This window comes from Hafnia paralvei ATCC 29927 (assembly GCF_001655005.1).
Lineage (GTDB): Bacteria > Pseudomonadota > Gammaproteobacteria > Enterobacterales > Enterobacteriaceae > Hafnia > Hafnia paralvei.
In genome coordinates, this window is record NZ_LXET01000038.1 from 25617 (window position 1) to 46437 (window position 20821).

A 20821-nucleotide genomic window follows, 5' to 3' on the forward strand; every position below is an offset into this window, starting at 1 on the left:
AGTATTGGGTTAAACCCACTGTATGGACCGTCCCCGACGCCATTTAATTTTGTTCTCTTCCTCTTGTCACTCCCCTATGCCCGGTGATGTTTTGTTCCGTGGCTTATCTTCGCTGAATGCATACTTTCATCTTACCGCACGACTCCTATGCCGCCTCTGGAACTCAGCGCCATGGGCGATGTGTGCTGTAAAGCTGAAACGTGGCGCTCAGCAGGATTCGGTTACCGTTCAACAACTCTCTTTTCTCATTCACGCGGAATAAAACATGGAATTTTTACTCGATCCGTCAATCTGGGTGGGTTTGCTCACGCTGGTGGTTCTCGAAATTGTTCTGGGCATAGATAATCTGGTATTCATCGCGATTCTGGCAGACAAGCTACCGCCAAAGCAGCGCGATAAAGCCCGTATCATCGGTTTATCGTTAGCGCTGCTAATGCGTTTGGCGCTGTTGTCGGTGATTTCTTGGATGGTGACATTAACGCGCCCGTTATTTAGCGTAGGCGATTTTGTCTTTTCTGGACGAGATTTGATCCTGCTGGTCGGGGGGCTGTTCTTACTGTTCAAAGCCACCATGGAGTTACATGAGCGGTTGGAAGGGCATACCCATGAAGTGAATAACAAAGGGTATTCAAGCTTCTGGTCTGTGGTGGTGCAGATTGTCATTCTTGACGCCGTATTCTCACTCGATGCCGTTATTACGGCGGTGGGTATGGTTGATAGTCTGCCGGTGATGATGTGTGCGGTGGTTATCGCAATGGCCATAATGCTGTTGGCTTCTAAGCCGTTGACCAACTTTGTCAATGAGCATCCAACGGTTGTCGTGCTGTGCTTGAGTTTCTTACTGATGATCGGCCTGAGTTTGCTGGCTGAAGGTTTTGGCCTGCACATTCCGAAAGGCTATCTGTATGCCGCCATCGGGTTCTCGGTCCTTATCGAGATGTTCAACCAGATTGCGCGCAGGAACTACATCAAACATGAACGCCGTCGCCCGATGCGCCAGCGTACCGCCGAGGCAATCATCAATATGATGGGCGGTAGGAAGGACAAGCAGAATGGGCACCGCGGTGAAGATGTGGTGGTGGCTAAAGAAGAAGAAACCTTTGCTGCCGAAGAGCGCTATATGATCAGTGGCGTGTTAACGCTGGCATCCCGCTCTTTGCGTACTATCATGACGCCGCGTAATGAAATTACGTGGGTTGATTGCCGACGCTCGCCGCAGGAGATCCGCAGCCAGCTGTTGGAAACGCCGCACAGCTTATTTCCCGTGTGCGACGGTGAGCTGGATCAATTGGTGGGAATTGTGCGGGCGAAAGACCTGCTGGTCGCATTGGATGAGGGTGTTTCCGTGGCCGAATTTGCCGCCCGAAGCGCGCCGATTGTGGTATTGGAAAGTTTGGATGTTATCAATGTACTCGGCGTGTTACGTCAGGCCAAAGGTAGGCTGGTGATCGTTAGCGACGAGTTTGGTATGGTTCAGGGGGTGGTCACACCGCTTGATGTCCTAGAAGCAATCGCCGGTGAATTCCCCGATGAAGATGAAACTCCAGACGTCGTGGTACAGGAAAATGGCTGGTTGGTGAAGGGGGGGACGGATCTGCACACCTTGGAACAAATGCTGGGCTGGGATGGCTTAGTGAGCGAGTCTTCGTCTGATTGCGCTTCGGTCGCGGGGCTGTTATTGGCTCATTTTGATCAGATGCCGCAGGCTGGTGAAGTCGTTGAGCTGCACGGTTTACGCTTCCAAGTGATGGAGGTGAAGGACTACCGTATTGAGCTGATTCACATTGAGCGAATCGCGCAGCCTTCAGAGTTCGGTGATGAATAATCGTCAGAGCTAGTCGAGTCAAATGTTTACCCCTCGGTTCGGGGGGTAAACATCGATAAGCTATTGCACGGTATCTTTATGTCTGGCTTGATGGCGCATCAGCCACTGGGGAAACTCCGCGATTGGCATTGGGCGAGCAAAGAAGTAACCCTGCATTGCGCACACGCCTAATTTACGCAAATAATCTGCCTGCAGTTGGGTTTCTACGCCTTCAACAATCATCTTCAGTTTGAGCTCCTTACCTAACGCAACGATGCTGTCTAAGACTTTGGCATTAATCGCATCTGTACCGATGGTGGCGCAGAAAGTTTTGTCGATTTTTAATACGTCAGGATGCAGATTTTGCAGATAACTGAGTGAGCTATGCCCTGTACCAAAATCATCTAGCGCTAAAGACGCACCTAGCGCGCGCAGTTCGTGTAGCTGTTCATAATCAGCCTGTTGAAGCTCGGTGCGTTCAGTCAGTTCCAACATCAGCTTAGGTTGAGGATTGGATTGATACCAAAGGCTTTTTAAATCCTTCGTAATTTGCCCCTGAGAAAAATGTTCGGCAGCGATGTTGATACTGATGTAAAAATCGGGTGTCTGTGGGAACAAAAGCTGATTTTGTTCAAGCGTATAGAGAAGGTGTCGCGTTAAAGACTGCACCAGACCGTGTTGCTCTGCCAACGGAATGAAAATGTCCGGGGAAATCCATCCCTGACGCTCATCATGCCAACGTAGCAGGATCTCAACGCCATCACATTCGCCGCTCTGAGTTTGGATGATGGGTTGGCAGAATAGTTGAAATTGCTTGCGTTGAATGGCTGAAGAGATGTGATAGGCCAAATTCATCCGGTTAGCAGAAACGATGAATACAATAATCCCCGCAAGCAAAAATACCAGCAATGACAGAGGGATGTGCTGCGGCAGCGAGCGCAAAGCCAACTTCCAGTCTGGATCTGAAAACACGCCAACGGAATAGGCGTAGTGGCTAGAAGCCTGCGACACGCTAGGTTTATCGGTGATCTCAGCGGTGCGCAGAATGTTATTATGCCCATAAATTAAGGTGTTTCCGTCAACGTTGAGCGCCATGTAATCAACATAGGGCTTTTGTGGCTCAAGGATGAAGTTAGACAGCATAGCAATATGGAAAACGTGGATCATGCCGCTTGAGGGATCGGTGCGGGTGGGAACCCAATAGATAAGCGTCGGACTGCCGCGCTTAACCAGCAGTGCCGCTTTTAGCATCAAATTGTGGCCAGGTTTTGCAAAAGGGGGAAACATGGTGCCCAGCGAATAATCTCGGTGACCAAACAGGCTGGAGCAGAAAATAAGCCCCTCTTTGACTAACAAAATTGCCCGTACAGTTTGTAATTGAACAGACATATTCAACAAGCGTGGCTGTGCCTGTGGGCAAGTGCTATTGATCAGCTCATTATGCGTAGTAGAAATGTCATTGGCTGAACTGAGCAAATGATCGATTTGCTTTACGGCAGAAAGAGCAGCTTTATGCTGTGCTGAATGAACGGTATCAAGCTCTTGGCTATAGCGCCCCCCCATAGAAATCGTAAAAGCAAATAGTCCTGCTCCAGCGGCAAGGAATAAACGATAGATACGATACTTTTTAACTGCCACTTTCGAAAAGCGCATCAGGCATCCCTTAACAGGAAAATCCTAGCCAACATACCGTCAATGAATGGTTCACTCTTTGCGTAAGTGTAGCTATTGAAAAGAAAATGTGCGTGGATAGTAACGTAAATATGAATGAAAAATCGATATTGTGAAATGAATAAAAAACGTTGGCTGAGTAAAAGTGAGATTAATTAAGAATTATCCAGCCCAAGCCTGTTGTTTTATATACAGACTTAGAGAAAATTCTCACTAATTATAATTTATGATTATGTGTTTTATTTTGCGATGTGAATAAAATATGTATTCACGGAAAAGAAAACCATCCTTGATGACAAGGATGGTTTTGGAGACTAATGCGCTATCTGTTGATGTAATGCGATAATCTCGCGCCCTAACTCCATCAACATAATGGCATTCATCAGATGATCTTGTGCGTGTACCATGACCAGATGCACAGGAATTTTTCCAGTGCCTTCATCCATTTCAATGAGCTTCGTTTGCACATGGTGAGCTGACGATAAGGCTTCCTGCGCCTGCTGCATGTAGGTTTCTGCCTGAGCGAAATCCTTATCTTCACGAGCACACCGGATCGCCTGAAAAACCAAACTGCGCGCATAGCCCGAGTTCGCAATCAGCTCCATGACTTCATTTTCAAGATCCATCTTAAGCTCCTTCAATGAGAGCAAGCGCTTGATCTAAAACTTTGTCGCCTTTCATGGTGCCATAGGCCATCATGTCAATGCAGGCGATTTGTTTACCCTGTTCCTGCGCGATTTTTTCGCACTCGGGCAGTTTGTAGCGGATCTGAGGGCCGAGTAGGGCAACGTCAAATTCAGCGGCACAGGTTTTATAATCGCGAACGGACTTGGCACAAATCTCGACATCAATACCGCGGCTTTTCGCTGCTTCTTGCATCTTCTTGACCATCAAACTGGTAGACATACCTAAATCGCACACCAACAGAATCTTTTTCATGTTATTTCTCCAAATCGTTTAGCAAGTGCTGCATTAAAAGGGGGATTGGACGTCCAGAAGCCACGCTGCGGCTCTGTTCACGCCACAACGCGGTTCCGCTGATATCTAGGTGCGCCCAAGGTATATCGTCTGGGCAGAAACGGCTCAGAAAATAGGCTGCCGACGTGCTGATGGCGGCATTATTGGTTGGCGTATTGCACACGTCGGCAATGGCGCTTTCTACCTGCGGTGCGAAACGAGCGTCGAGGGGCAATGACCAGACTTCATCGCGAACTTCTCGCCCTGCCTGAGTCAGCTTGTGGCTCAGTTCTTGGTTCTGGCTCCATAAGCCGGTAAGGTCATATCCGAGCGCTTTCACTACGGCACCGGTGAGTGTGGCCATATCGATAATGTACTGTGGCTGCTGATCGTCTAAGGTGAGTTTACTGGCATAGGCGATGGCATCGGCCAGCACCAGACGGCCTTCAGCATCGGTATTGTTGATCTCAACGTTCAAGCCAGAATAACTTGTGACAACGTCACCTGGTCGCATGGCGTCGGGGCCAATCATGTTTTCTGCCAGTGCCAATACACCAATCAGACGCACTGGTAACTTCAGCTCGGCGGCGGCGATAAGCAAACCAAAGACGTTGGCGGCGCCGCACATGTCGTATTTCATGGTATACATGCCGTCACCGCCTTTCAGCCATAGTCCGCCGGTATCGAACGTAATGCCTTTACCCACATAGGCACTAAATGGCCCTTGATCGCGTCCTTCATAGCGCAAAATCATCAGCCGGGGCGGATTGCTAGCACCTTTACCCACGGCGTGCAGCAAGCCTAAACCCTGTAACTTGATCTGATTTTCTTCCAGAATTTCGCAGCGGAGAGAGCGATAAGGCGCAATCAGTTTTTCTATTTCCGTAACGACAAATTCGGGAGTACAGCGATCGCTCGGTAAATCAGCAATTCGACGCGCCGCCATCATTCCGACGGATGTTGCCTTTGCCTCCCGCAGCAATTTTTCCAACGAGGTTTGATGTTGTGGCTGGCACCAGAGCGTGAGTTGCGTAATACGTTGGTTTTGTATCGTCGTGCTTTTTAAACCCAAATCACTCAACTGATAATCAAGATTAAGTAAGAAGATCAAAAGAGAAGTGAGTTGTGCGCGGTCAGTTTGGCTTTCAGTATCCCACAGGCTACAGTCAACGGTGAGCGCAGAACAGTGGGTTTTGCGCAGTAGAGGACGCAGCGCCGCTTGCAGTTTGTGGCTCGGGTAATCGAACCCATGGTCGGTTGGCAGCAAGGTAACACGACCAAAAGGGTGACAACCGTAAGAGCAGTCTGCCACGGAGGTGGATGCGTCTTTCTGCAATGCGCATAGTAGTTCGACGTGGAGCCCTGCCTGAGCCAGTAAAATACTGCTAGGAAATGAAATCAAATGGCTATCAGCGTCTGCGGATACTGAATAGTCGCTGGTTACCTGAGACTTAATCATATTGAGGTTCTCCGATAGGGGCACGGATGCGCGCGGCATAATCAGCCATCCATTGTTCATCAGCAGGGGCGTAGTGGGTGTGATCGTCCCGGCGCTCGGCTAAATAAACGGTGGCTGGCAAGTCGCTTGTAGCGACGACGAATGAAAATGTTTGGATATTCGTGGATACGCCAAATTCTCCGAGGCGGTTCATACACACGACGGACAAATCGCCAACGCGGCCAAAGCGTGCCATCAGTTTGTCTTCCAATTCGCCGATAACGGAATCAGCAGCGTCTTGTGGCGACATGCCGCCTTCCATACGACGGACGATTTCGTAGCTGGTGCAGCCCTTCATCAGATCCTCACCAACGCCGGTGGCGGTGGCAGCACCGATTTGACTGTCACAATAGAATCCAGAACCAATGATCGGAGAATCGCCCAAGCGGCCGCGACGTTTCATAAACAGTCCGCTGGTGGACGTCGCCACGCTCATGGATCCGCGCTTATCCAAACCGATCATGCCTACGGTATCGTGGCCATCATAGGGGCTCAGACCACGATCGATAGTCTCATGACAGCGTTTACGATAATGCTGCAGGGCGCGTTCGGTTAGCATGGTTTTCTCAGGAAAACCTTGGCTAAGCGCCCATTCACGGGCGCCTACACCGACGAGTAAACTGTTAAAGCGCTCGCGGCTCAGAGCGTGAGCCACGCGAATCGGATTAGCAATGTCAACCAAATTGCCGACCGCGCCAAAGGCTAACGTATCGCCATCCATGAAGGCCGCATCTAGCTCGACTTCGCCATTCTCATTGGGTAAACCGCCGTAGCCAACGGATTTGTAGAATGGGAAGTCCTCCACTTCAGCAACGGCGTTAACCACCGCCTTAGCTGATTTTTCTCCATTCTTTAACGTTTCGCTGGCGCTGATGATGCCTTCGAGCGCCATGCGCCATGTTGCGATCATTCCCCACATGTAAAGCTCCTTATCCTGTGTATGGCGAGCACAAATTAGGCTTTTTCAGCCGTGCAATATTGCTTATCTAAAATGCGTAAGAAGGGCAGATACAACATTGCACCAATCAGGAGGTTTACAATTTGCATCAGACTGCCGCTGAGATGGCCGGTGACGATAAAACCGCTAATGACAGGCGGCAGCGTCCAAGGAATGAATACGCCGGTGGTGACCGCCACCATGCCGATTTTCATGGCAATGTATTGCACCGTCACTAGCACCAAAGGCACCAGATTAAAAGGGATTAACATGATCGGGTTCATGATGATAGGTAAGCCAAACAGAATAGGCTCATTGATATTGAAAACGGATGCTCCAGCCCCTAAACGAGCCACTTCGCGCATGCTTTTGCTGCGTGCGAAGAACAGCATAGCAATAACCAAAGACAGCGTGGCACCAGCGCCGCCCATCCAGATCATATCGAAAAACTGTTCGGTAATAATGTGTGGCGGCGTCACGCCGGCCTGAATGGCGGCAATGTTATCGGTCTGATTTTCCATCCAAAGTGGGCGAATGATGCCGTTCACCATGGAACCGGAGTTAATGCCGACCGACCACAGAATAGTAATCGATAGCACGGTTAGCAGTGCCCCTACGTAAGAGGTACCAAAATGGCGTACCGGCGTGGCGACTACCTGATAGATGAATTGATGAATGGTTTCATAACGGGTGTGCTCGAAGATAATGCGGATTGCAAGTACGAGTACAATGACGATGAGCGCGGGGATCAAGGCGGCGAAAGATTCCTGCACAGCAGGAGGAACGCCTTCCGGCATTTTGATGACCAGCTTTTTGCGCTTTAAGAAGCAAAACAGCTCGGTCCACAGCAAGGAGCCAATCATCGCGACAAACAGGCCTTTGCTCCCGATCCATTCAGTGGGGACGACGGTGAGGTTGCCAAGTGCTTCAACTTTGATGAACGGCGTTAGAATGAGGAAAGATACCAGTGCCAAAATGCCAGAGGATACACGGTCTTCTTCATAGTGTTCAGCTAAGCGATAGGCAACCAGAAAACTGATAAACAGTGACATGGTGGAGAAAACAGCGTTGAACGGGATCTCAACGATATTGCTCCAAGTGGAGCCAAACATGCCGCTCATAAACTGCTGATAGCTTTGGCTTGGAAACGACGAAATGATCAGTAGCACCGAGCCGACAATAATAAACGGCATGAATGAAACATAGGCTCCACGTATAGCGCACAGATGACGCTGTTGCGCAGCTTTGGCTGCCAGCGGCATAAGTTTTGCCTCTAGAAATCCTAAAACGTTGCTCATAGTGAACTCCGCAAAATTGGTTTTTATGATGAAGTAACGGAAAGAAGAGGTTCTTTATGCGGCGATTATGTGTGAATAGCGTAACGATAAAGTTGCGTTAGTTCACAATGTGACGGTTATGGCAAACAAGTCTCACATGATTGGATATCATGAGTGGAGTTTTCAACGGGGGATGTAATGGAAATAAAACTACATGCAAATGCAACGACTACGCCGCGCATCCGTCGCTATATTCAGCAGTCCGATAAGAGCGACCGTGTATTGGCACAGGAGCTTGGCATCTCTGTCGCTACGGTACGTCGCTGGCGTCAGAGGCAAGACGTGGCCGATCAGCACACCGCACCAAAAAACGTGCACAAGGTATTGAGACCAGAGCAAAGTCTGCTGATCAACTGGCTGAGACAAAAGCTCATGATGCCGCTTGATGAATTGCTAATATTCGTCAATGCGGGAATGCAGCAAAGTGTTTCGCGAGCGGGTTTAGATCGTTATTTACGCCGCGGCGAGTTGGCGCATATGAATGTGCTAGAGGCCAGAGAACTACGTGGTAAAAAAGCGCTTAAAGCGGGGATTAAGCCGGGAAAATTACGGTTGTTTTATCAGCGAGTGAGTCTGTTACCCGAGGATGGCGGCGAGCATCATGTTTTGTGGGCACAAGAGGAGGTCAGTGGTTGGATTGCAGCACGCGCCTTTGCCGGTGCCTCGCCTATGCTGGTGGTACATTGGCTAACGTCGCTGATGGCGGAAGTGCCTGCTGCTATACAATCTATTGAGACTGAAAATAAAAAGCTTTTCGGAAACGAATTGTCGCCCGATCATCCATTACAGAAATGGAGTGCTGAGCAGGGCTTACCTCTGACATTACGGGCTGAAGATACCACCGATATCACTCTAAGATTAGAGTGTGCGTTGAGCGAATTAATCCCTGCGCTTGTCGCGATGGATTTAGATAGTTATTTGCAACAGATAAGTGTTCAGTACAACCAACAGTGGCCGCAGAAGAAATTAGGCAACATGACGCCTGAAATGTTTTGGGCAAGGCAGGGGGATTCTTATTAACGTACGGCGGAGGCTTCAGTATTTTGTATATTAGAGGTGTGACACCCGAGAATCTCATGGTGAAGTGAGAGACTCGGGCTTAAGAACTTACTTAATCACACTGAACTTTAATGGCCAAACCACCGCGAGAGGTTTCGCGGTATTTCGCATTCATGTCTTTACCGGTTTCATACATCGTTTCGATGACTTTATCCAGAGAAACACGTGGCTCAGAGGTTCGCTGTAATGCCATGCGCGATGCGTTGATCGCTTTAACCGATGCAATGGCGTTACGTTCGATGCAAGGAACCTGAACCTGACCCGCAACAGGGTCACAGGTCAGCCCCAAGTTGTGTTCCATTCCGATTTCAGCGGCGACACATACTTGCTCTGGGCTACCGCCAAGCAGCTCGGTCAGGCCTGCAGCGGCCATTGAGCAGGCAACGCCCACTTCCCCCTGACAACCGACTTCGGCACCTGAGATTGACGCGTTCATTTTGTACAGTGCACCCACTGCGCCGGAAGCTAAGAAGTAACGCACAAACACTTCTGGCGTAACAGGTTCAATAAAGTGGTTATAGTAGGCCAATACCGCAGGAACGATCCCGCAGGCACCATTGGTTGGCGCTGTAACGACGCGCCCGCCAGCGGCGTTTTCCTCGTTAACCGCCAAGGCAAACATATTTACCCAGTCGATAACGGTCATTGGATCTTTGTCATATTTGTCGGTCGTAACCAACATACGGCGTAGGGCTGAGGCACGACGCGGCACGCGTAATGGCCCCGGCAATAGACCTTCGGTGTTTAAACCACGATCGATGCAGGCCTGCATGGTTGCCCATACGTCACCAAAGTAAGCATAGATCTCTTCTTTGGTATGCAGAGCCAATTCATTCTTCATGACTAACCCGCTGATAGACAAGCCGGTTTCTTTGCAATGATCCAGCAGTTCTTGGGCTGAATGGAACGGATAAGGTACGGTAACGCCGCCAGCCTGATCTTTGCCGAAGTGTTCTTCGTCAACGATAAAGCCACCGCCGATAGAGTAATAGGTTTTGCTGTAGATCACCTTGTCACCGGCAAACGCATGAATTTGCATGCCGTTTTCGTGCAGGGACAGGTTGTCGCTGCGGAAATTCATTCCGCCTTCACGTGGGAAATCAACCTCATGCTGGCCATTAGCCAACAGCAGGCGCTGACGTTGCTCGACGTCGCGAATAAAGCCCGGGATTGCGTCAATATCAACGGTGTCAGGCATATTGCCCGCCAAACCCATGATGATCGCAATGTCAGTATGATGGCCTTTCCCCGTCAGGGAAAGAGAGCCATAAACATCGACGGAAATGCGCGTGACAGAAGGTAGCAACCCTTTATCAATCAGATCGTCGACAAACTGTTTGCCGGCTTTCATCGGGCCCACGGTATGTGAACTAGAAGGGCCGATACCGATCTTAAACATGTCGAAAACGCTAATCACGTTGGGACTCCTTAGTAGACATTGTTCTCATAAGAACACCGAGTGCTCCGTGAGATGCTGTCTTTATATAAAAGTTATTATACCCGTTATAGGGTACAGACTGCGGATAACGGATTTGCCACCGTTGGTCCGTGGTTTTTTCTGGTGCTTTTGCTCTAACGTCCAATGCTTTTGCTGCCGTGGAAGCAGGTTCACATTATAAAAATTAATGTAACATTTCGCATCATGGTCACGTCATGATAAAAACGCGCCAACAATAGCCGAACTTTATGGGTGACGCACGTCCAATCCTTCATTTTATCTATCTCAAACGCAAAAAAATCGATTAACCCTACATCGGGTAAGGATTGGGCGCGTATTTATGCGACAAATACGTCCTATTTTCACTGGGCCTTAAGCAAAATCAGACCGGGTATGATGAAAAAAATCTCGCTCTGTACATCTCGCATTTCATAGTGACTTATCAATGATATTGCGGCATATGCCAGATAAATCAAGCGACGACGGGCGAATTTACCCGTATTTACCAAAGGTTATTGTATTTACTTTAGCCGATCACAGAAAAAAGAGAGTGACTGGGATCGAGGAATACCTAATCAGTCCGAATGGATGAGGGAAATTTAGCTTTGGATTAGTTTTTTTGATGAAAATAAGAGGCGAAGAATTCGATTGTCACCAGAGATAATAGACTAACAATGAACCTGCTGAGCGAGCCGACGAATGATGGCTGCCGTCATTCCCCAAACAAAAAAACGCTCATACCACGAGAGATAAACTCGGTGGTTGTGGCCACGTCGGTGAATGTCTAGCGGGTGGTAGCGTGAGAGTGCGAGAGCCTCATGAAGTGGCATTTCAAATACCGCAGCAACTTCGTCCTCGCTGGCGATTGGTGTGATGTCGGCTGGCAGCAGGCCGACGATAGGGGTCACGTGAAAACCGGTTATGCTATCCACCGCGGGAAGCTGCCCAAGGATATGAACAGATTCTGGCGGCAGTGCGATTTCTTCATGAGCCTCACGCAGGGCGGTGTAAATCAGTGAACCGTCGGTGATGTCGGCTGCGCCGCCAGGGAAGGCGACTTGACCAGCATGTTTGCGTAGATGGCTAGATCGCTGAGTTAATAGCAGCGTGGGCCGTGGGCGATTGACTATCGGGATGAGCACCGCTGCTTGACGTAGGTTATGCCCTTCATGGGTCGGTAAAGGCGACTGAAGCTGAAAGCGTGTCACAAATTCAGCGAGCTCAGGGCTAAGCTGCATCATGACAATATCTCCATATCACCAAGTATCGGCAAGATTTTCCCTACCTTGTCAAAGGCTTCCTGATACTCCGCGTCAACCTGACTGTCGGCCACAATACCACCGCCAGCCCAGCAATGTATTTGGCCGTTTTCGGCTAATAACGTGCGAATGGTGATGCTTGTATCCATATTGCCACAGCAACTGATATAGCCAATGCTGCCACAGTAGGCATTACGCCGGTGAGGCTCGAGTTCCTCGATGATTTGCATGGCACGAATTTTTGGTGCACCGGTGATAGAGCCACCAGGGAAGCAGGCGCGTAATAAATCAGTCGCGTTGAGCGTTTCTGGCAACGTAGCCGTGATAGTGCTAACCAAATGGTGCACGGCGGGAAAAGGCTCAACCACAAACAGTTCAGGCACCCGCACGCTGCCGGCTAGTGCGACTCTGCCAACGTCGTTTCGCATCAAATCGACAATCATCAAATTTTCAGCCTGATCTTTCTTGGAATCAGCCAGCTTCTGCGCTTGGATTTTATCGGCCTGTGGATCGGCTAAGCGAGGCAGGGTACCTTTGATGGGGCGTGTTGAAATCTGCTTTTGTTCCAATTGCAAAAAACGCTCGGGAGAAACGCTTAGAATCGCACTGTTCGGCAGGCGGATAAAGGCGGAGAAGGGGGCGCGATTTTGCGCATTTAAGCGTAAAAAGGCTTGCCACTCGTCGCCCTGATAGCGAGCACTAAAACGCTGAGTGAGGTTAATTTGATAACAATCACCGGCGTGCAGGTAGTCGTGAATTTGGGCAAAACGTTGGTCATATTCGGCTTTGGTGAGATTAGCCTGCCAGCCAGACGTCAGTTGAAAATGTTGAGGTGGCTGAGTTGTCTGGCGGCTCAGCCAGTCAAGCCGAGACTGTGCATCACCATGAGCCAGCAGCGTTAAACGCTTGAGTTGATGATCGGCAACTAACGCCCAGTCATAAATGCCTACCGCCATATCCGGCGTAGTGAGATCGGCGAGAGCTAACGCAGGCAACGTTTCAAAACGGCGTCCGAGATCGTATCCCCATAGGCCAACGGCACCACCACAAAACGGTGTGTCTTCTTGCTCACTCATCTTTGGGAGCAGTCGCTGTAGTTCTTCTTGCACGAGAGAGAGGGGATCCCGCGTGCTGTAACGCACTTCACCCTGTTCTGCGACGGCGGTTTGTTCACCGCGCGTGGTTAATGTCAGAATCGGCTGGGCAACCAGAATATCAAAACGGTTATGCGGATGGCTTGCCCCACCAGAATAAAGCAACATCGCCCACGGTTGCTGCGCAAGTGGCGCAAAATAATGCAGAATGGCATCCGGGGTATACTTTAAATCAATGCGTGACAGCGAAGCAGACGATGAGGTAGTGGCATTCATGAACGATAGATCACTTTTATTTGTTATGCAGGTTTTGCCTGTTCAAGCATATATAAGGCGATCATAAGCCTACCACAAATCAGCGGCAAGATTAGGTGTTAAATGGCCATGCAATGTCTAGGCTTGTGGCGGGATTACCGCTATACTCACGCCCCCGTATTAACATTCAGCAGCAGGAGTTATTGATGAACAGCGGAATGCCAGCGTTATCACATACAGAACAGCAAGTGGCTGCCGATCGCATTCATAGACTGATGGAGCAAGGTATGAGCAGCGGTGAAGCCATCGCTCAGGTCGCCGCGGAAATTCGCGCCAACCATACCGGTGCACATATTCAAGTCTCGTTTGATGACGAAGACGAAGATTAATCAGTCAGAAAGCGGCGCGGACTCCTTTCCGCGCCCCTATGTTTTATCCCTTCACTACAACGCTATTGCTGACCTGTTTAGCGAGCGCAATGGCTTTCTCAACGGTTTCATCATAGGCCAGCGCGACCCCTAAACGACGTGTGCCGTCAATTTCAGGTTTGCCGAATAATCTCAGCTGTGTCTGCGATTGCAGTGCATTGCGTGTGTTGTCAAAAACGACATCATTGCTGTGCAGTCGGGGCAGGATCACCGAAGAGGCGCTTGGACCAAATTGGCGGATTGTGCCGATAGGTAAACCGAGGAAAGCGCGCACATGCAGCGCAAATTCTGATAAATCTTGAGAAATCAGTGTAACCATACCGGTATCGTGCGGGCGAGGTGACACTTCGCTGAAAATGACGTCATCACCGCAAACAAAAAGCTCAACCCCAAACAGACCATAACCACCTAACGCGGTGACCACTTTACCGGCAATGTCGTGTGCTTTTGCCAACGCGATATCGCTCATGGCCTGTGGCTGCCAAGATTCGCGATAGTCACCGTCTTGCTGGCGATGTCCAATGGGCGCGCAGAAGTGTAAGCCGTCGCAGGCATTGATCGTCAGCAGCGTAATTTCAAAATCGAACTTTACTAAGCCTTCAACAATAACTTTGCCTTCGCCGGAACGGCCTCCGGATTGTGCATACTGCCACGCCTGTGCCATGTTGTCGGCACTGCGGATCAGGCTTTGTCCTTTACCTGATGAGCTCATCACTGGTTTGATAATGCAGGGGAAACCGACTTCCTGTGCAGCCTCATTGAACTCGTTTTCTGTATCGGCAAAACGATAGCGGGATGTAGGCAATTGAAGTGTCTCAGCGGCAAGACGACGTATACCTTCGCGATTCATGGTGAGTTGAGTGGCTCGAGCACAAGGAACGACTTTTTGACCATCGCGTTCAAGCTCTACCAGCATCGACGTCGCAATCGCTTCAATTTCCGGCACGATAAAGTCAGGCCGTTCGCGTTCAATCACCGCCTTCAGTGCCTGGCCGTCAAGCATGTTAACCACGTGACTGCGATGTGCAACCTGCATAGCCGGTGCATCGGGATAGCGGTCAACGGCGATGACCTCGATACCCAAACGCTGGCATTCGATAGCTACTTCTTTGCCTAATTCCCCTGAGCCCAACAGCATGACGCGGGTAGCATGTGGGCGCAGCGCGGTTCCAATTGACAACATAATGATCATCCTAAGTTCGAGCCAAAAAGTCAGGCGCAGTATATACGAAAACGTTTGCGTATTGGCATCCGATTCTATTTAGCCACTGAAAAAAGAACAACAAATGCTTTTTGTTAGATTAGGCGGCGTTTTTTGCGGCAGATAAGTGGACTAAAAGCACATAGCTGACTAATTATTGTTGGGTGTCATTAGTTTGCAATTCAGATTAATGACAAGGAATACAGTGATAAGGCGCAAAAATATATTTTTCAGCGCGAAAGCCTTTAGGCTCGTTGAAAGTTTATTGTTTATTTGTATGATAATTATATTGTATGATGATTGCAGCCTTAGGTGGGGCGGGATCCCCTCCCTGTGTTGAATTTTGGTAGATTGAAAACAGTTATGGCCGCGCAGCAGGAGGGTTAGTGCGGTATAGGGGATGTAAGCAATGAGTTCGACATGTGTTATTGATTCAGAAATAAAAGCAGATAACTGGTACCGAATCGCTGAGGAAATGCTTAGCCAAGCGGGGATCACGATTAACGGCAATCAACCACAGGATATCCGAGTCAAAAATCCCGAGTTTTTTCATCGCGTGTTACAAGAGGGATCTTTGGGGCTGGGCGAAAGCTATATGGATGGCTGGTGGGAATGTGACCGCCTAGATATATTTTTCCAACGTATTTTAGCCGCCGAGCTTGATACACATTTGCCTAAACATTTCAGTGATATTGTGCGTATTGCCTCAGCGCGTATCTTTAATTATCAAACTCGCAAACGGGCATGGATCGTAGGCAAAGAGCACTACGATTTAGGCAACGATCTATTTTCTCGTATGCTTGATCCCTATATGCAGTACTCCTGCGCCTATTGGAAAGATGCCGAAACGCTTGAACAAGCTCAGCAAGCCAAGCTGCGGATGATCTGCGAAAAACTTCAGCTCAAACCGGGGATGAAGTTGCTGGATATTGGCTGTGGGTGGGGCGGATTAGCACAGTTCGCCGCGCAAGAATACGGTGTTTCTGTACAGGGCGTAACCATTTCTGCTGAGCAGCAGAAAATGGCTCAAGACCGTTGTGCGGGGCTTGATGTCAAAATATTGCTACAAGATTACCGTGATTTGGATGAGCAGTTTGATCGCATCGTATCGGTAGGGATGTTTGAGCATGTTGGACCTAAAAACTACCGTACCTATTTCGAAGTGGTTGCTAAAAATCTGAAACCAGATGGGTTATTTTTGTTGCATACCATCGGTTCCAACCAAACCGACCTCAATGTTGATCCATGGATTAATAAGTATATCTTCCCGAATGGATGCTTACCTTCAGTGGCACATATTGCTTCGAAAAGCGAAGATCTGTTTGTTTTGGAAGACTGGCACAATTTTGGCTGTGATTATGATCGCACGCTAATGGCATGGTATGACGCATTCCAGCAAAGCTGGCCAGAGATTAAAGATAACTACAGCGATCGTTTTTATCGCATGTTTACCTATTATTTGAATGCCTGCGCTGGTGCGTTTCGTGCGCGAAACATCCAGCTATGGCAGGTGTTGCTAAGTCCGAAAGGGGTGGAGGGCGGAATTCGCGTTCCTCGCTAACATGCCTTTTAACGTGAGTTAAAAAACCGCAGCGTGGCTGCGGTTTTTTGCTTGTAACACAAGGTGGAATAAAATGTTCATAGATTCTAGATAGCATCGTTGATGTTTACTCCTTGAGCACTTCATCTTAAAAACAAACCTATCGTAATTGACTCTTCCTCACCTTTTCTGGATACCATCATAATAGCATGGGGTTATATTGTCTTATTTCACACCGGTAGTCGCGTCCTGATTCAGCCTATTTTCTCAACAGTGAAGTTGTATTTGTGACACGTGTCTCGGTTTTATTTGCTAATGTTTTTGCTTAGACATAAAAAATAATGTAAGACATGCGGTTTTATTTTATTCTATTGATTAATAATGTTTTATTTAAATTTTCAGATGATTGCATAAGCTAATATTTAGCAATTAAAAGAAAAAGAGAAGATATAATCTGAAGCATTTAAGCTTTGCTCGCTTTCGTTATGAAATATTTGCGCTGAGCATAAAACTATGCGTTAATAGCGTCGCCTGAAAACTCTGCGCACTGGTCTTAGATTTGACCTACCCAATGCTTAGATTTATATTTTCACTTATTTTTTGATGGGTGTTTAATTATTTCTCAGCAAAGTCAGGTCTTGTCAGTTACGCGGGATAATAGGTCTACCATGCCCTTTAAGGGCAAGCAATTTTAAGTAAAGGAAAGTTCAATGAGCAAGAAAACTGGTCACGTTAAATGGTTTAACGAAAGCAAAGGATTTGGCTTCATCACTCCTGCTGATGGTTCCAAAGATGTATTCGTCCATTTCTCTGCCATCAAGAGTGACGGCTTCAAAACTCTGGCTGAAGGCCAGCAGGTAGAATTCGCCATTCAGGACAGCCCACGTGGCCCGTCTGCGGCTGATGTTATTGCGCTGTAATTAAGCTGATATTATCATGCTGACAAAACCCGCCGAGTGCGGGTTTTTTGCATTTTAGCCTCAGAATGGATCCAAGCAATGACTAATGAAAATATTACCTTTCAGTTCGCAGAGCCCCAGCACCTTGCCGCGCTGGCTGAGGTTGAACGTTTAGCCGCTGAACAATTTCCCGCTGATAGACTTCCTGAATCGTTGCGCCACACAACGGTCTCTGCAGAGCGGTTAGAGATAGCTCAGCGCGCGCAGAATTTGTGGGTAGCCCTGCGCAATGAGAAACCGATTGGTTTTGTCATGCTTGAAACTCATGGAAAGTTTGCGCTTTTAGCTGAAGTGAGTGTACTACCAACATTTAGCCAACGTGGTATTGGACACTATTTAGTGGATCATGCTTTGGTTGCCGCTCGCCAGCGCGGGTTCAGCGGAGTAGGGTTGACCACTTTTCTTGATCTACCTTGGAACGCACCTTTTTACCAAAAAGTTGGCTTCACGTTAGTCGGTGATGAACAGTTCCCCGTTTTAGAACAATTTCTGCATGAAGAGCGCAGCGCTGGCTTAGTGCAGAGGGTTGCGATGTATTATTACTTTTAGATTTAATCCTCGGCGTTATTCCTCGCGCTCATCAATTTTGCAGTAGAAGATAAAAATACATATACTGATTTTATATACAGTATGGTTGGAGTGATTTATGTCCGTTGAAATTCAGTACGTCGTCGTTCGTGATGGAGTTGAAAAAATGACCTTTGCCAGTAAGAAAGAAGCTGATGCCTACGATAAGATGCTCGATCTGGCTGACAATTTGGGCGAATGGCTGAAAATGTCACCTTTGGATATTGAGGATGACACGATAGAAACGCTGAGCTTTTATCTAGCCGAGCATAAAGACTCACTCTCTCAGCTGCTGCGTGGAGGCTCATTGGCGTCGATAAAGAGCACTGAAGAAAACAAAAAATCCGAAAAAAAGGTTAAAGTTGCGATTGATAACGCAGCCTAGTGTTTTAGTTCACATATTATTTACTTCTCTGGATCTAGAATGAAACGTGAGATAACATTTTATAGCCGTTTTGAATCTGACATCTTGTCAGGCAAGAAAACTATCACCATTCGCGACAGTAGCGAATCTCATTTTGAGAAAGGAGAGTTGCTCAGCGTCAGTCGTAATGAAGATGGACAATATTTTTGCACGATTGAGGTTGATAGCGTCACTCCAGTACTGATGAACGAGCTGACAGAGGTTCATGCGGCACAAGAGAATATGACACTGGGCGAGCTGAAGCAGGTGATCAGCGAGATTTACCCAGGACTGAATGAATTGTATGTGATTAGTTTTCACATGCGATAGCACGCTGTGTCGCGTTCGGCACACAGAGCGTGCGTTCATACGATGGAGTAGTCGGCAGCGGTGAGGAAGAGCTCCGCGCTAAAGCTTAAAGAGGATCTAAGATGAACAAAATTGCGTTAAGTGTGACTGGACTGGTATTTGCCTTTTCTGCCGGAGTCGCTCAGGCTCAACAGAGTGAGCAGAGAGTGGTGACGATCGCAAATTGTGAGCAAACCACGGCGACTCAGTTGTCTACTATGGTGAAAAACGATTTCTTGCAAAACCGCCTGCCACGCTGGGCCGATGATAAAAATCTGTTAGGCACCAGCACCCCAGTCGTGTGGGTTAATCAGGATCAGGTCACTCAAAATGGAAACGATTGGCAGCTTTTGTTGACGGTTCGCGGTACTAAGATTGATAAGACCTATACCGTAAAAGTTGATTGCAAAGCAGGCAAGCTCGAATATTCGCATCCGCAATAAATTTGTCGGTTCATCATTGGAAACCTCTTTATTAATAGATAAAGAGGTTTTTTATATTCTAGCAAGACGGTAAAACCCCACAGGTACTATGTATTAACCTCGCGATATATCTGCGCAATCATTAAATTCCTTTGTTATTGCTCTAACGCTGAAACTTTAAAATAGAAAGCATAAAGAAACATTTTTGACTGGTAAACTGCTATAAATAACAAATCTTGGTCTAAAAATTTACGTTATTGTGAAATCTAAGTCTGAAAATTTTATTTATCAGGATAAAAGTGCTAAATTCATGGTTTCTTTCTTCAAGAAATATCATGTAAAATAGTTTTGTCATAAAACCTATCTTTTTGAAAAGTAAAAACTATTTGGCCAATTCTTGACGATTTTATACGCCATATGTTGGTTGTTAATGGTTTTTACATGTTAGCGCATTCTCAGAAATGGCCTATTTAAGTGTTCGATGTGATGGTTGATAGTGGCTTTAGCCCGCTAATTTTTCAACTTAATGCTGATAGTTGTTAGCAGTAATCAATACTTATTTTATGATTTTGTTTAAGTGTTTTGAGATTAGAGAGAACTAATCTGAATGCAGTTAAATCAAGCATCACTTTATTAATAATTAGATAACAAAATGAATAATAAGCACTATAATGTTTTGGGAATGCCAGCCCCAAATGTTTCTCCTTTGGAATTAGAGATTGCGTTGCAAGCCGCGTTGCAATCCGCCTTCACAGAGCATGAGTTTTATTTAGATTACCAACCACAGTGTAATATTAAAGGCACATTGCTCGGCGCAGAAGCATTAGTGCGTTGGCACCATCCACAACAAGGCATCCTGCAGCCCTCAGATTTCTTAGACTCACTTGAGCGCTTTGGTTTGATGCAGACATTAAACCTTTGGCTGATCGATCAGGTATGCCAGTTGTTGCAGCATTTGCATCAGGCAGTTTCATCTGATTTGGCCTTGTCGTTTAATTTGCCGCTCGCTCAGCTTTACACTCAGGGTTTTATCGATCAGCTCGCTGTTTATATCGAACGTTATGCAATACCCGCAGATAAGTTAGTTATTGAGCTGTTGGGCAATAACGAACTTTTTAGTGACGAGATAATTCTTGCGGAATTAGAACGATTACGCGCATTGGGCGTCGGTTTATCCATTGATCATTTTGGTGAAAACTATCAGTTATTGGCACTGCTAAAAGATCTCCCGCTGACACAGATAAAAATACCAGGGGAGTTAATTCAGGCCCTTGCCAAACCTGAGGCGAGCCAACTGGTTGAACATCTGATCTTGATCGCCAAGGCGCTGAATATGAATATTGTGGCCGAACATGTTGAAACTGCTGAGCAGTTTAAGCAGTTGGAAGAATTGGGATGTCCGGCGCTTCAAGGCTTTTATCTGTTTAGCCCAATGAGTGAAAAAAAGTTTTTAATTGTGAGTAAACAACTCACCGAGATCCGCAGGTCGTATACTGATGTTGATAAGGAAGCGTTTTGTCCTATCGACAACAAGCGTTAAACTTTCCGCCCCGCACATCGGCGATGGTGTCATATCCGTCGGACAAGTAGGGTGCATGAATATTCTTGGTCATTCATTCGTCAGGAATTAGCGCTATCGAGTTA

At 47.6% G+C, this 20821-nt stretch carries 20 protein-coding genes; 10 read left to right on the forward strand and 10 right to left on the reverse strand.

Annotation, left to right across the window (positions count from 1 at the left end):
* The first annotated feature begins 265 nt into the window (after window positions 1–265).
* Window positions 266–1825, forward strand: coding sequence for a TerC family protein (locus M988_RS08935; protein ID WP_061059999.1), 1560 nt, complete (start codon window positions 266–268; stop codon window positions 1823–1825).
* A 60-nt stretch (window positions 1826–1885) separates the two neighbouring features.
* On the opposite strand, the gene M988_RS08940 is transcribed toward M988_RS08935, so the two are convergent.
* From M988_RS08940 to celB, 6 genes are all read right to left on the reverse strand, one after another.
* A complete protein-coding gene (locus M988_RS08940) occupies window positions 1886–3457 on the reverse strand; it encodes an EAL domain-containing protein (RefSeq protein WP_039186563.1) in 1572 nt (523 codons plus the stop codon).
* Window positions 3458–3789: 332 nt separating this feature from the next.
* A complete protein-coding gene (locus tag M988_RS08945) occupies window positions 3790–4101 on the reverse strand; it encodes a PTS lactose/cellobiose transporter subunit IIA (RefSeq protein ID WP_039186566.1) in 312 nt (103 codons plus the stop codon).
* 1 nt (window position 4102) lies between these two features.
* Window positions 4103–4414 carry a PTS sugar transporter subunit IIB gene (locus tag M988_RS08950; protein ID WP_008813630.1) on the reverse strand — a complete coding sequence of 104 codons (312 nt, stop codon included), beginning with the start codon at window positions 4412–4414 and terminating at the stop codon, window positions 4103–4105.
* Between the two features lies 1 nt (window position 4415).
* Window positions 4416–5891 (reverse strand): M17 family metallopeptidase, encoded by a 1476-nt coding sequence (locus tag M988_RS08955; RefSeq protein WP_064573752.1) that lies wholly within the window; start codon window positions 5889–5891, stop codon window positions 4416–4418.
* Window positions 5884–6849, reverse strand: a complete 966-nt coding sequence (locus M988_RS08960; protein WP_064573754.1) for a glycosylasparaginase — start codon at window positions 6847–6849, stop codon at window positions 5884–5886. The genes M988_RS08955 and M988_RS08960 overlap by 8 nt, the downstream gene beginning before the upstream one ends.
* Window positions 6850–6884: 35 nt before the next feature.
* Entirely contained in the window at window positions 6885–8165 is a 1281-nt protein-coding gene (celB, locus tag M988_RS08965; RefSeq protein WP_039186573.1) for a PTS cellobiose transporter subunit IIC, read from the reverse strand.
* 177 nt (window positions 8166–8342) lie between these two features.
* Here celB and M988_RS08970 point away from each other — a divergent pair, with 177 nt between their 5' ends.
* A complete protein-coding gene (locus M988_RS08970) occupies window positions 8343–9224 on the forward strand; it encodes a hypothetical protein (protein ID WP_064573756.1) in 882 nt (293 codons plus the stop codon).
* A gap of 91 nt (window positions 9225–9315) precedes the next feature.
* Here M988_RS08970 and sdaA read toward each other — a convergent pair whose 3' ends face one another.
* The 3 genes from sdaA to pabB form a co-directional block, all read right to left on the reverse strand.
* Window positions 9316–10680 carry an L-serine ammonia-lyase gene (gene sdaA, locus M988_RS08975; protein ID WP_008813625.1) on the reverse strand — a complete coding sequence of 455 codons (1365 nt, stop codon included), beginning with the start codon at window positions 10678–10680 and terminating at the stop codon, window positions 9316–9318.
* Between the two features lie 689 nt (window positions 10681–11369).
* Entirely contained in the window at window positions 11370–11942 is a 573-nt protein-coding gene (locus tag M988_RS08980; RefSeq protein ID WP_064573758.1) for a CoA pyrophosphatase, read from the reverse strand.
* Window positions 11939–13330, reverse strand: a complete 1392-nt coding sequence (gene pabB / locus M988_RS08985; RefSeq protein ID WP_064573762.1) for an aminodeoxychorismate synthase component 1 — start codon at window positions 13328–13330, stop codon at window positions 11939–11941. The genes M988_RS08980 and pabB overlap by 4 nt, the downstream gene beginning before the upstream one ends.
* A gap of 185 nt (window positions 13331–13515) precedes the next feature.
* Here pabB and M988_RS08990 point away from each other — a divergent pair, with 185 nt between their 5' ends.
* Window positions 13516–13698 (forward strand): YoaH family protein, encoded by a 183-nt coding sequence (locus tag M988_RS08990; protein ID WP_008813622.1) that lies wholly within the window; start codon window positions 13516–13518, stop codon window positions 13696–13698.
* A gap of 43 nt (window positions 13699–13741) precedes the next feature.
* On the opposite strand, the gene purT is transcribed toward M988_RS08990, so the two are convergent.
* A complete protein-coding gene (gene purT, locus M988_RS08995) occupies window positions 13742–14920 on the reverse strand; it encodes a formate-dependent phosphoribosylglycinamide formyltransferase (protein ID WP_064573765.1) in 1179 nt (392 codons plus the stop codon).
* A 427-nt stretch (window positions 14921–15347) separates the two neighbouring features.
* Here purT and cfa point away from each other — a divergent pair, with 427 nt between their 5' ends.
* From cfa to M988_RS09030, 7 genes are all read left to right on the forward strand, one after another.
* Window positions 15348–16499, forward strand: a complete 1152-nt coding sequence (cfa, locus tag M988_RS09000; RefSeq protein WP_008813620.1) for a cyclopropane fatty acyl phospholipid synthase — start codon at window positions 15348–15350, stop codon at window positions 16497–16499.
* 689 nt (window positions 16500–17188) lie between these two features.
* On the forward strand, window positions 17189–17398 hold the full coding sequence (gene cspE, locus M988_RS09005) for a transcription antiterminator/RNA stability regulator CspE (protein WP_004094959.1): 210 nt from the start codon (window positions 17189–17191) through the stop codon (window positions 17396–17398).
* Window positions 17399–17476: 78 nt separating this feature from the next.
* On the forward strand, window positions 17477–17986 hold the full coding sequence (locus tag M988_RS09010) for a GNAT family N-acetyltransferase (RefSeq protein ID WP_039186583.1): 510 nt from the start codon (window positions 17477–17479) through the stop codon (window positions 17984–17986).
* A gap of 97 nt (window positions 17987–18083) precedes the next feature.
* Window positions 18084–18389 (forward strand): YebG family protein, encoded by a 306-nt coding sequence (locus tag M988_RS09015; RefSeq protein ID WP_039186585.1) that lies wholly within the window; start codon window positions 18084–18086, stop codon window positions 18387–18389.
* Window positions 18390–18428: 39 nt separating this feature from the next.
* Window positions 18429–18737 carry a N(4)-acetylcytidine aminohydrolase gene (yqfB, locus tag M988_RS09020; RefSeq protein ID WP_008813617.1) on the forward strand — a complete coding sequence of 103 codons (309 nt, stop codon included), beginning with the start codon at window positions 18429–18431 and terminating at the stop codon, window positions 18735–18737.
* Between the two features lie 101 nt (window positions 18738–18838).
* Complete coding sequence (yebF, locus tag M988_RS09025; RefSeq protein WP_004094971.1) at window positions 18839–19198, forward strand: protein YebF; 360 nt, start codon at window positions 18839–18841, stop codon at window positions 19196–19198.
* Window positions 19199–19859: 661 nt separating this feature from the next.
* Entirely contained in the window at window positions 19860–20717 is an 858-nt protein-coding gene (locus M988_RS09030) for an EAL domain-containing protein (RefSeq protein WP_224451662.1), read from the forward strand.
* Window positions 20718–20821: the final 104 nt, after the last annotated feature.

Coding starts and splice junctions, on each gene's coding strand:
- M988_RS08970 (WP_064573756.1), top strand. CDS start 8,343: ATGGAAATAAAACTACATGCAAATGCAACGACTACGCCGCGCATCCGT.
- cspE (WP_004094959.1), top strand. CDS start 17,189: ATGAGCAAGAAAACTGGTCACGTTAAATGGTTTAACGAAAGCAAAGGA.
- celB (WP_039186573.1), bottom strand. CDS start 8,165: ATGAGCAACGTTTTAGGATTTCTAGAGGCAAAACTTATGCCGCTGGCA.
- M988_RS08990 (WP_008813622.1), top strand. CDS start 13,516: ATGAACAGCGGAATGCCAGCGTTATCACATACAGAACAGCAAGTGGCT.
- M988_RS09030 (WP_224451662.1), top strand. CDS start 19,860: ATGCCAGCCCCAAATGTTTCTCCTTTGGAATTAGAGATTGCGTTGCAA.
- M988_RS08980 (WP_064573758.1), bottom strand. CDS start 11,942: ATGATGCAGCTTAGCCCTGAGCTCGCTGAATTTGTGACACGCTTTCAG.
- yebF (WP_004094971.1), top strand. CDS start 18,839: ATGAACAAAATTGCGTTAAGTGTGACTGGACTGGTATTTGCCTTTTCT.
- M988_RS08935 (WP_061059999.1), top strand. CDS start 266: ATGGAATTTTTACTCGATCCGTCAATCTGGGTGGGTTTGCTCACGCTG.
- yqfB (WP_008813617.1), top strand. CDS start 18,429: ATGAAACGTGAGATAACATTTTATAGCCGTTTTGAATCTGACATCTTG.
- M988_RS08945 (WP_039186566.1), bottom strand. CDS start 4,101: ATGGATCTTGAAAATGAAGTCATGGAGCTGATTGCGAACTCGGGCTAT.
- M988_RS08955 (WP_064573752.1), bottom strand. CDS start 5,891: ATGATTAAGTCTCAGGTAACCAGCGACTATTCAGTATCCGCAGACGCT.
- pabB (WP_064573762.1), bottom strand. CDS start 13,330: ATGAATGCCACTACCTCATCGTCTGCTTCGCTGTCACGCATTGATTTA.
- M988_RS08950 (WP_008813630.1), bottom strand. CDS start 4,414: ATGAAAAAGATTCTGTTGGTGTGCGATTTAGGTATGTCTACCAGTTTG.
- M988_RS09010 (WP_039186583.1), top strand. CDS start 17,477: ATGACTAATGAAAATATTACCTTTCAGTTCGCAGAGCCCCAGCACCTT.
- M988_RS08960 (WP_064573754.1), bottom strand. CDS start 6,849: ATGTGGGGAATGATCGCAACATGGCGCATGGCGCTCGAAGGCATCATC.
- M988_RS09015 (WP_039186585.1), top strand. CDS start 18,084: ATGTCCGTTGAAATTCAGTACGTCGTCGTTCGTGATGGAGTTGAAAAA.
- cfa (WP_008813620.1), top strand. CDS start 15,348: ATGAGTTCGACATGTGTTATTGATTCAGAAATAAAAGCAGATAACTGG.
- purT (WP_064573765.1), bottom strand. CDS start 14,920: ATGTTGTCAATTGGAACCGCGCTGCGCCCACATGCTACCCGCGTCATG.
- M988_RS08940 (WP_039186563.1), bottom strand. CDS start 3,457: ATGCGCTTTTCGAAAGTGGCAGTTAAAAAGTATCGTATCTATCGTTTA.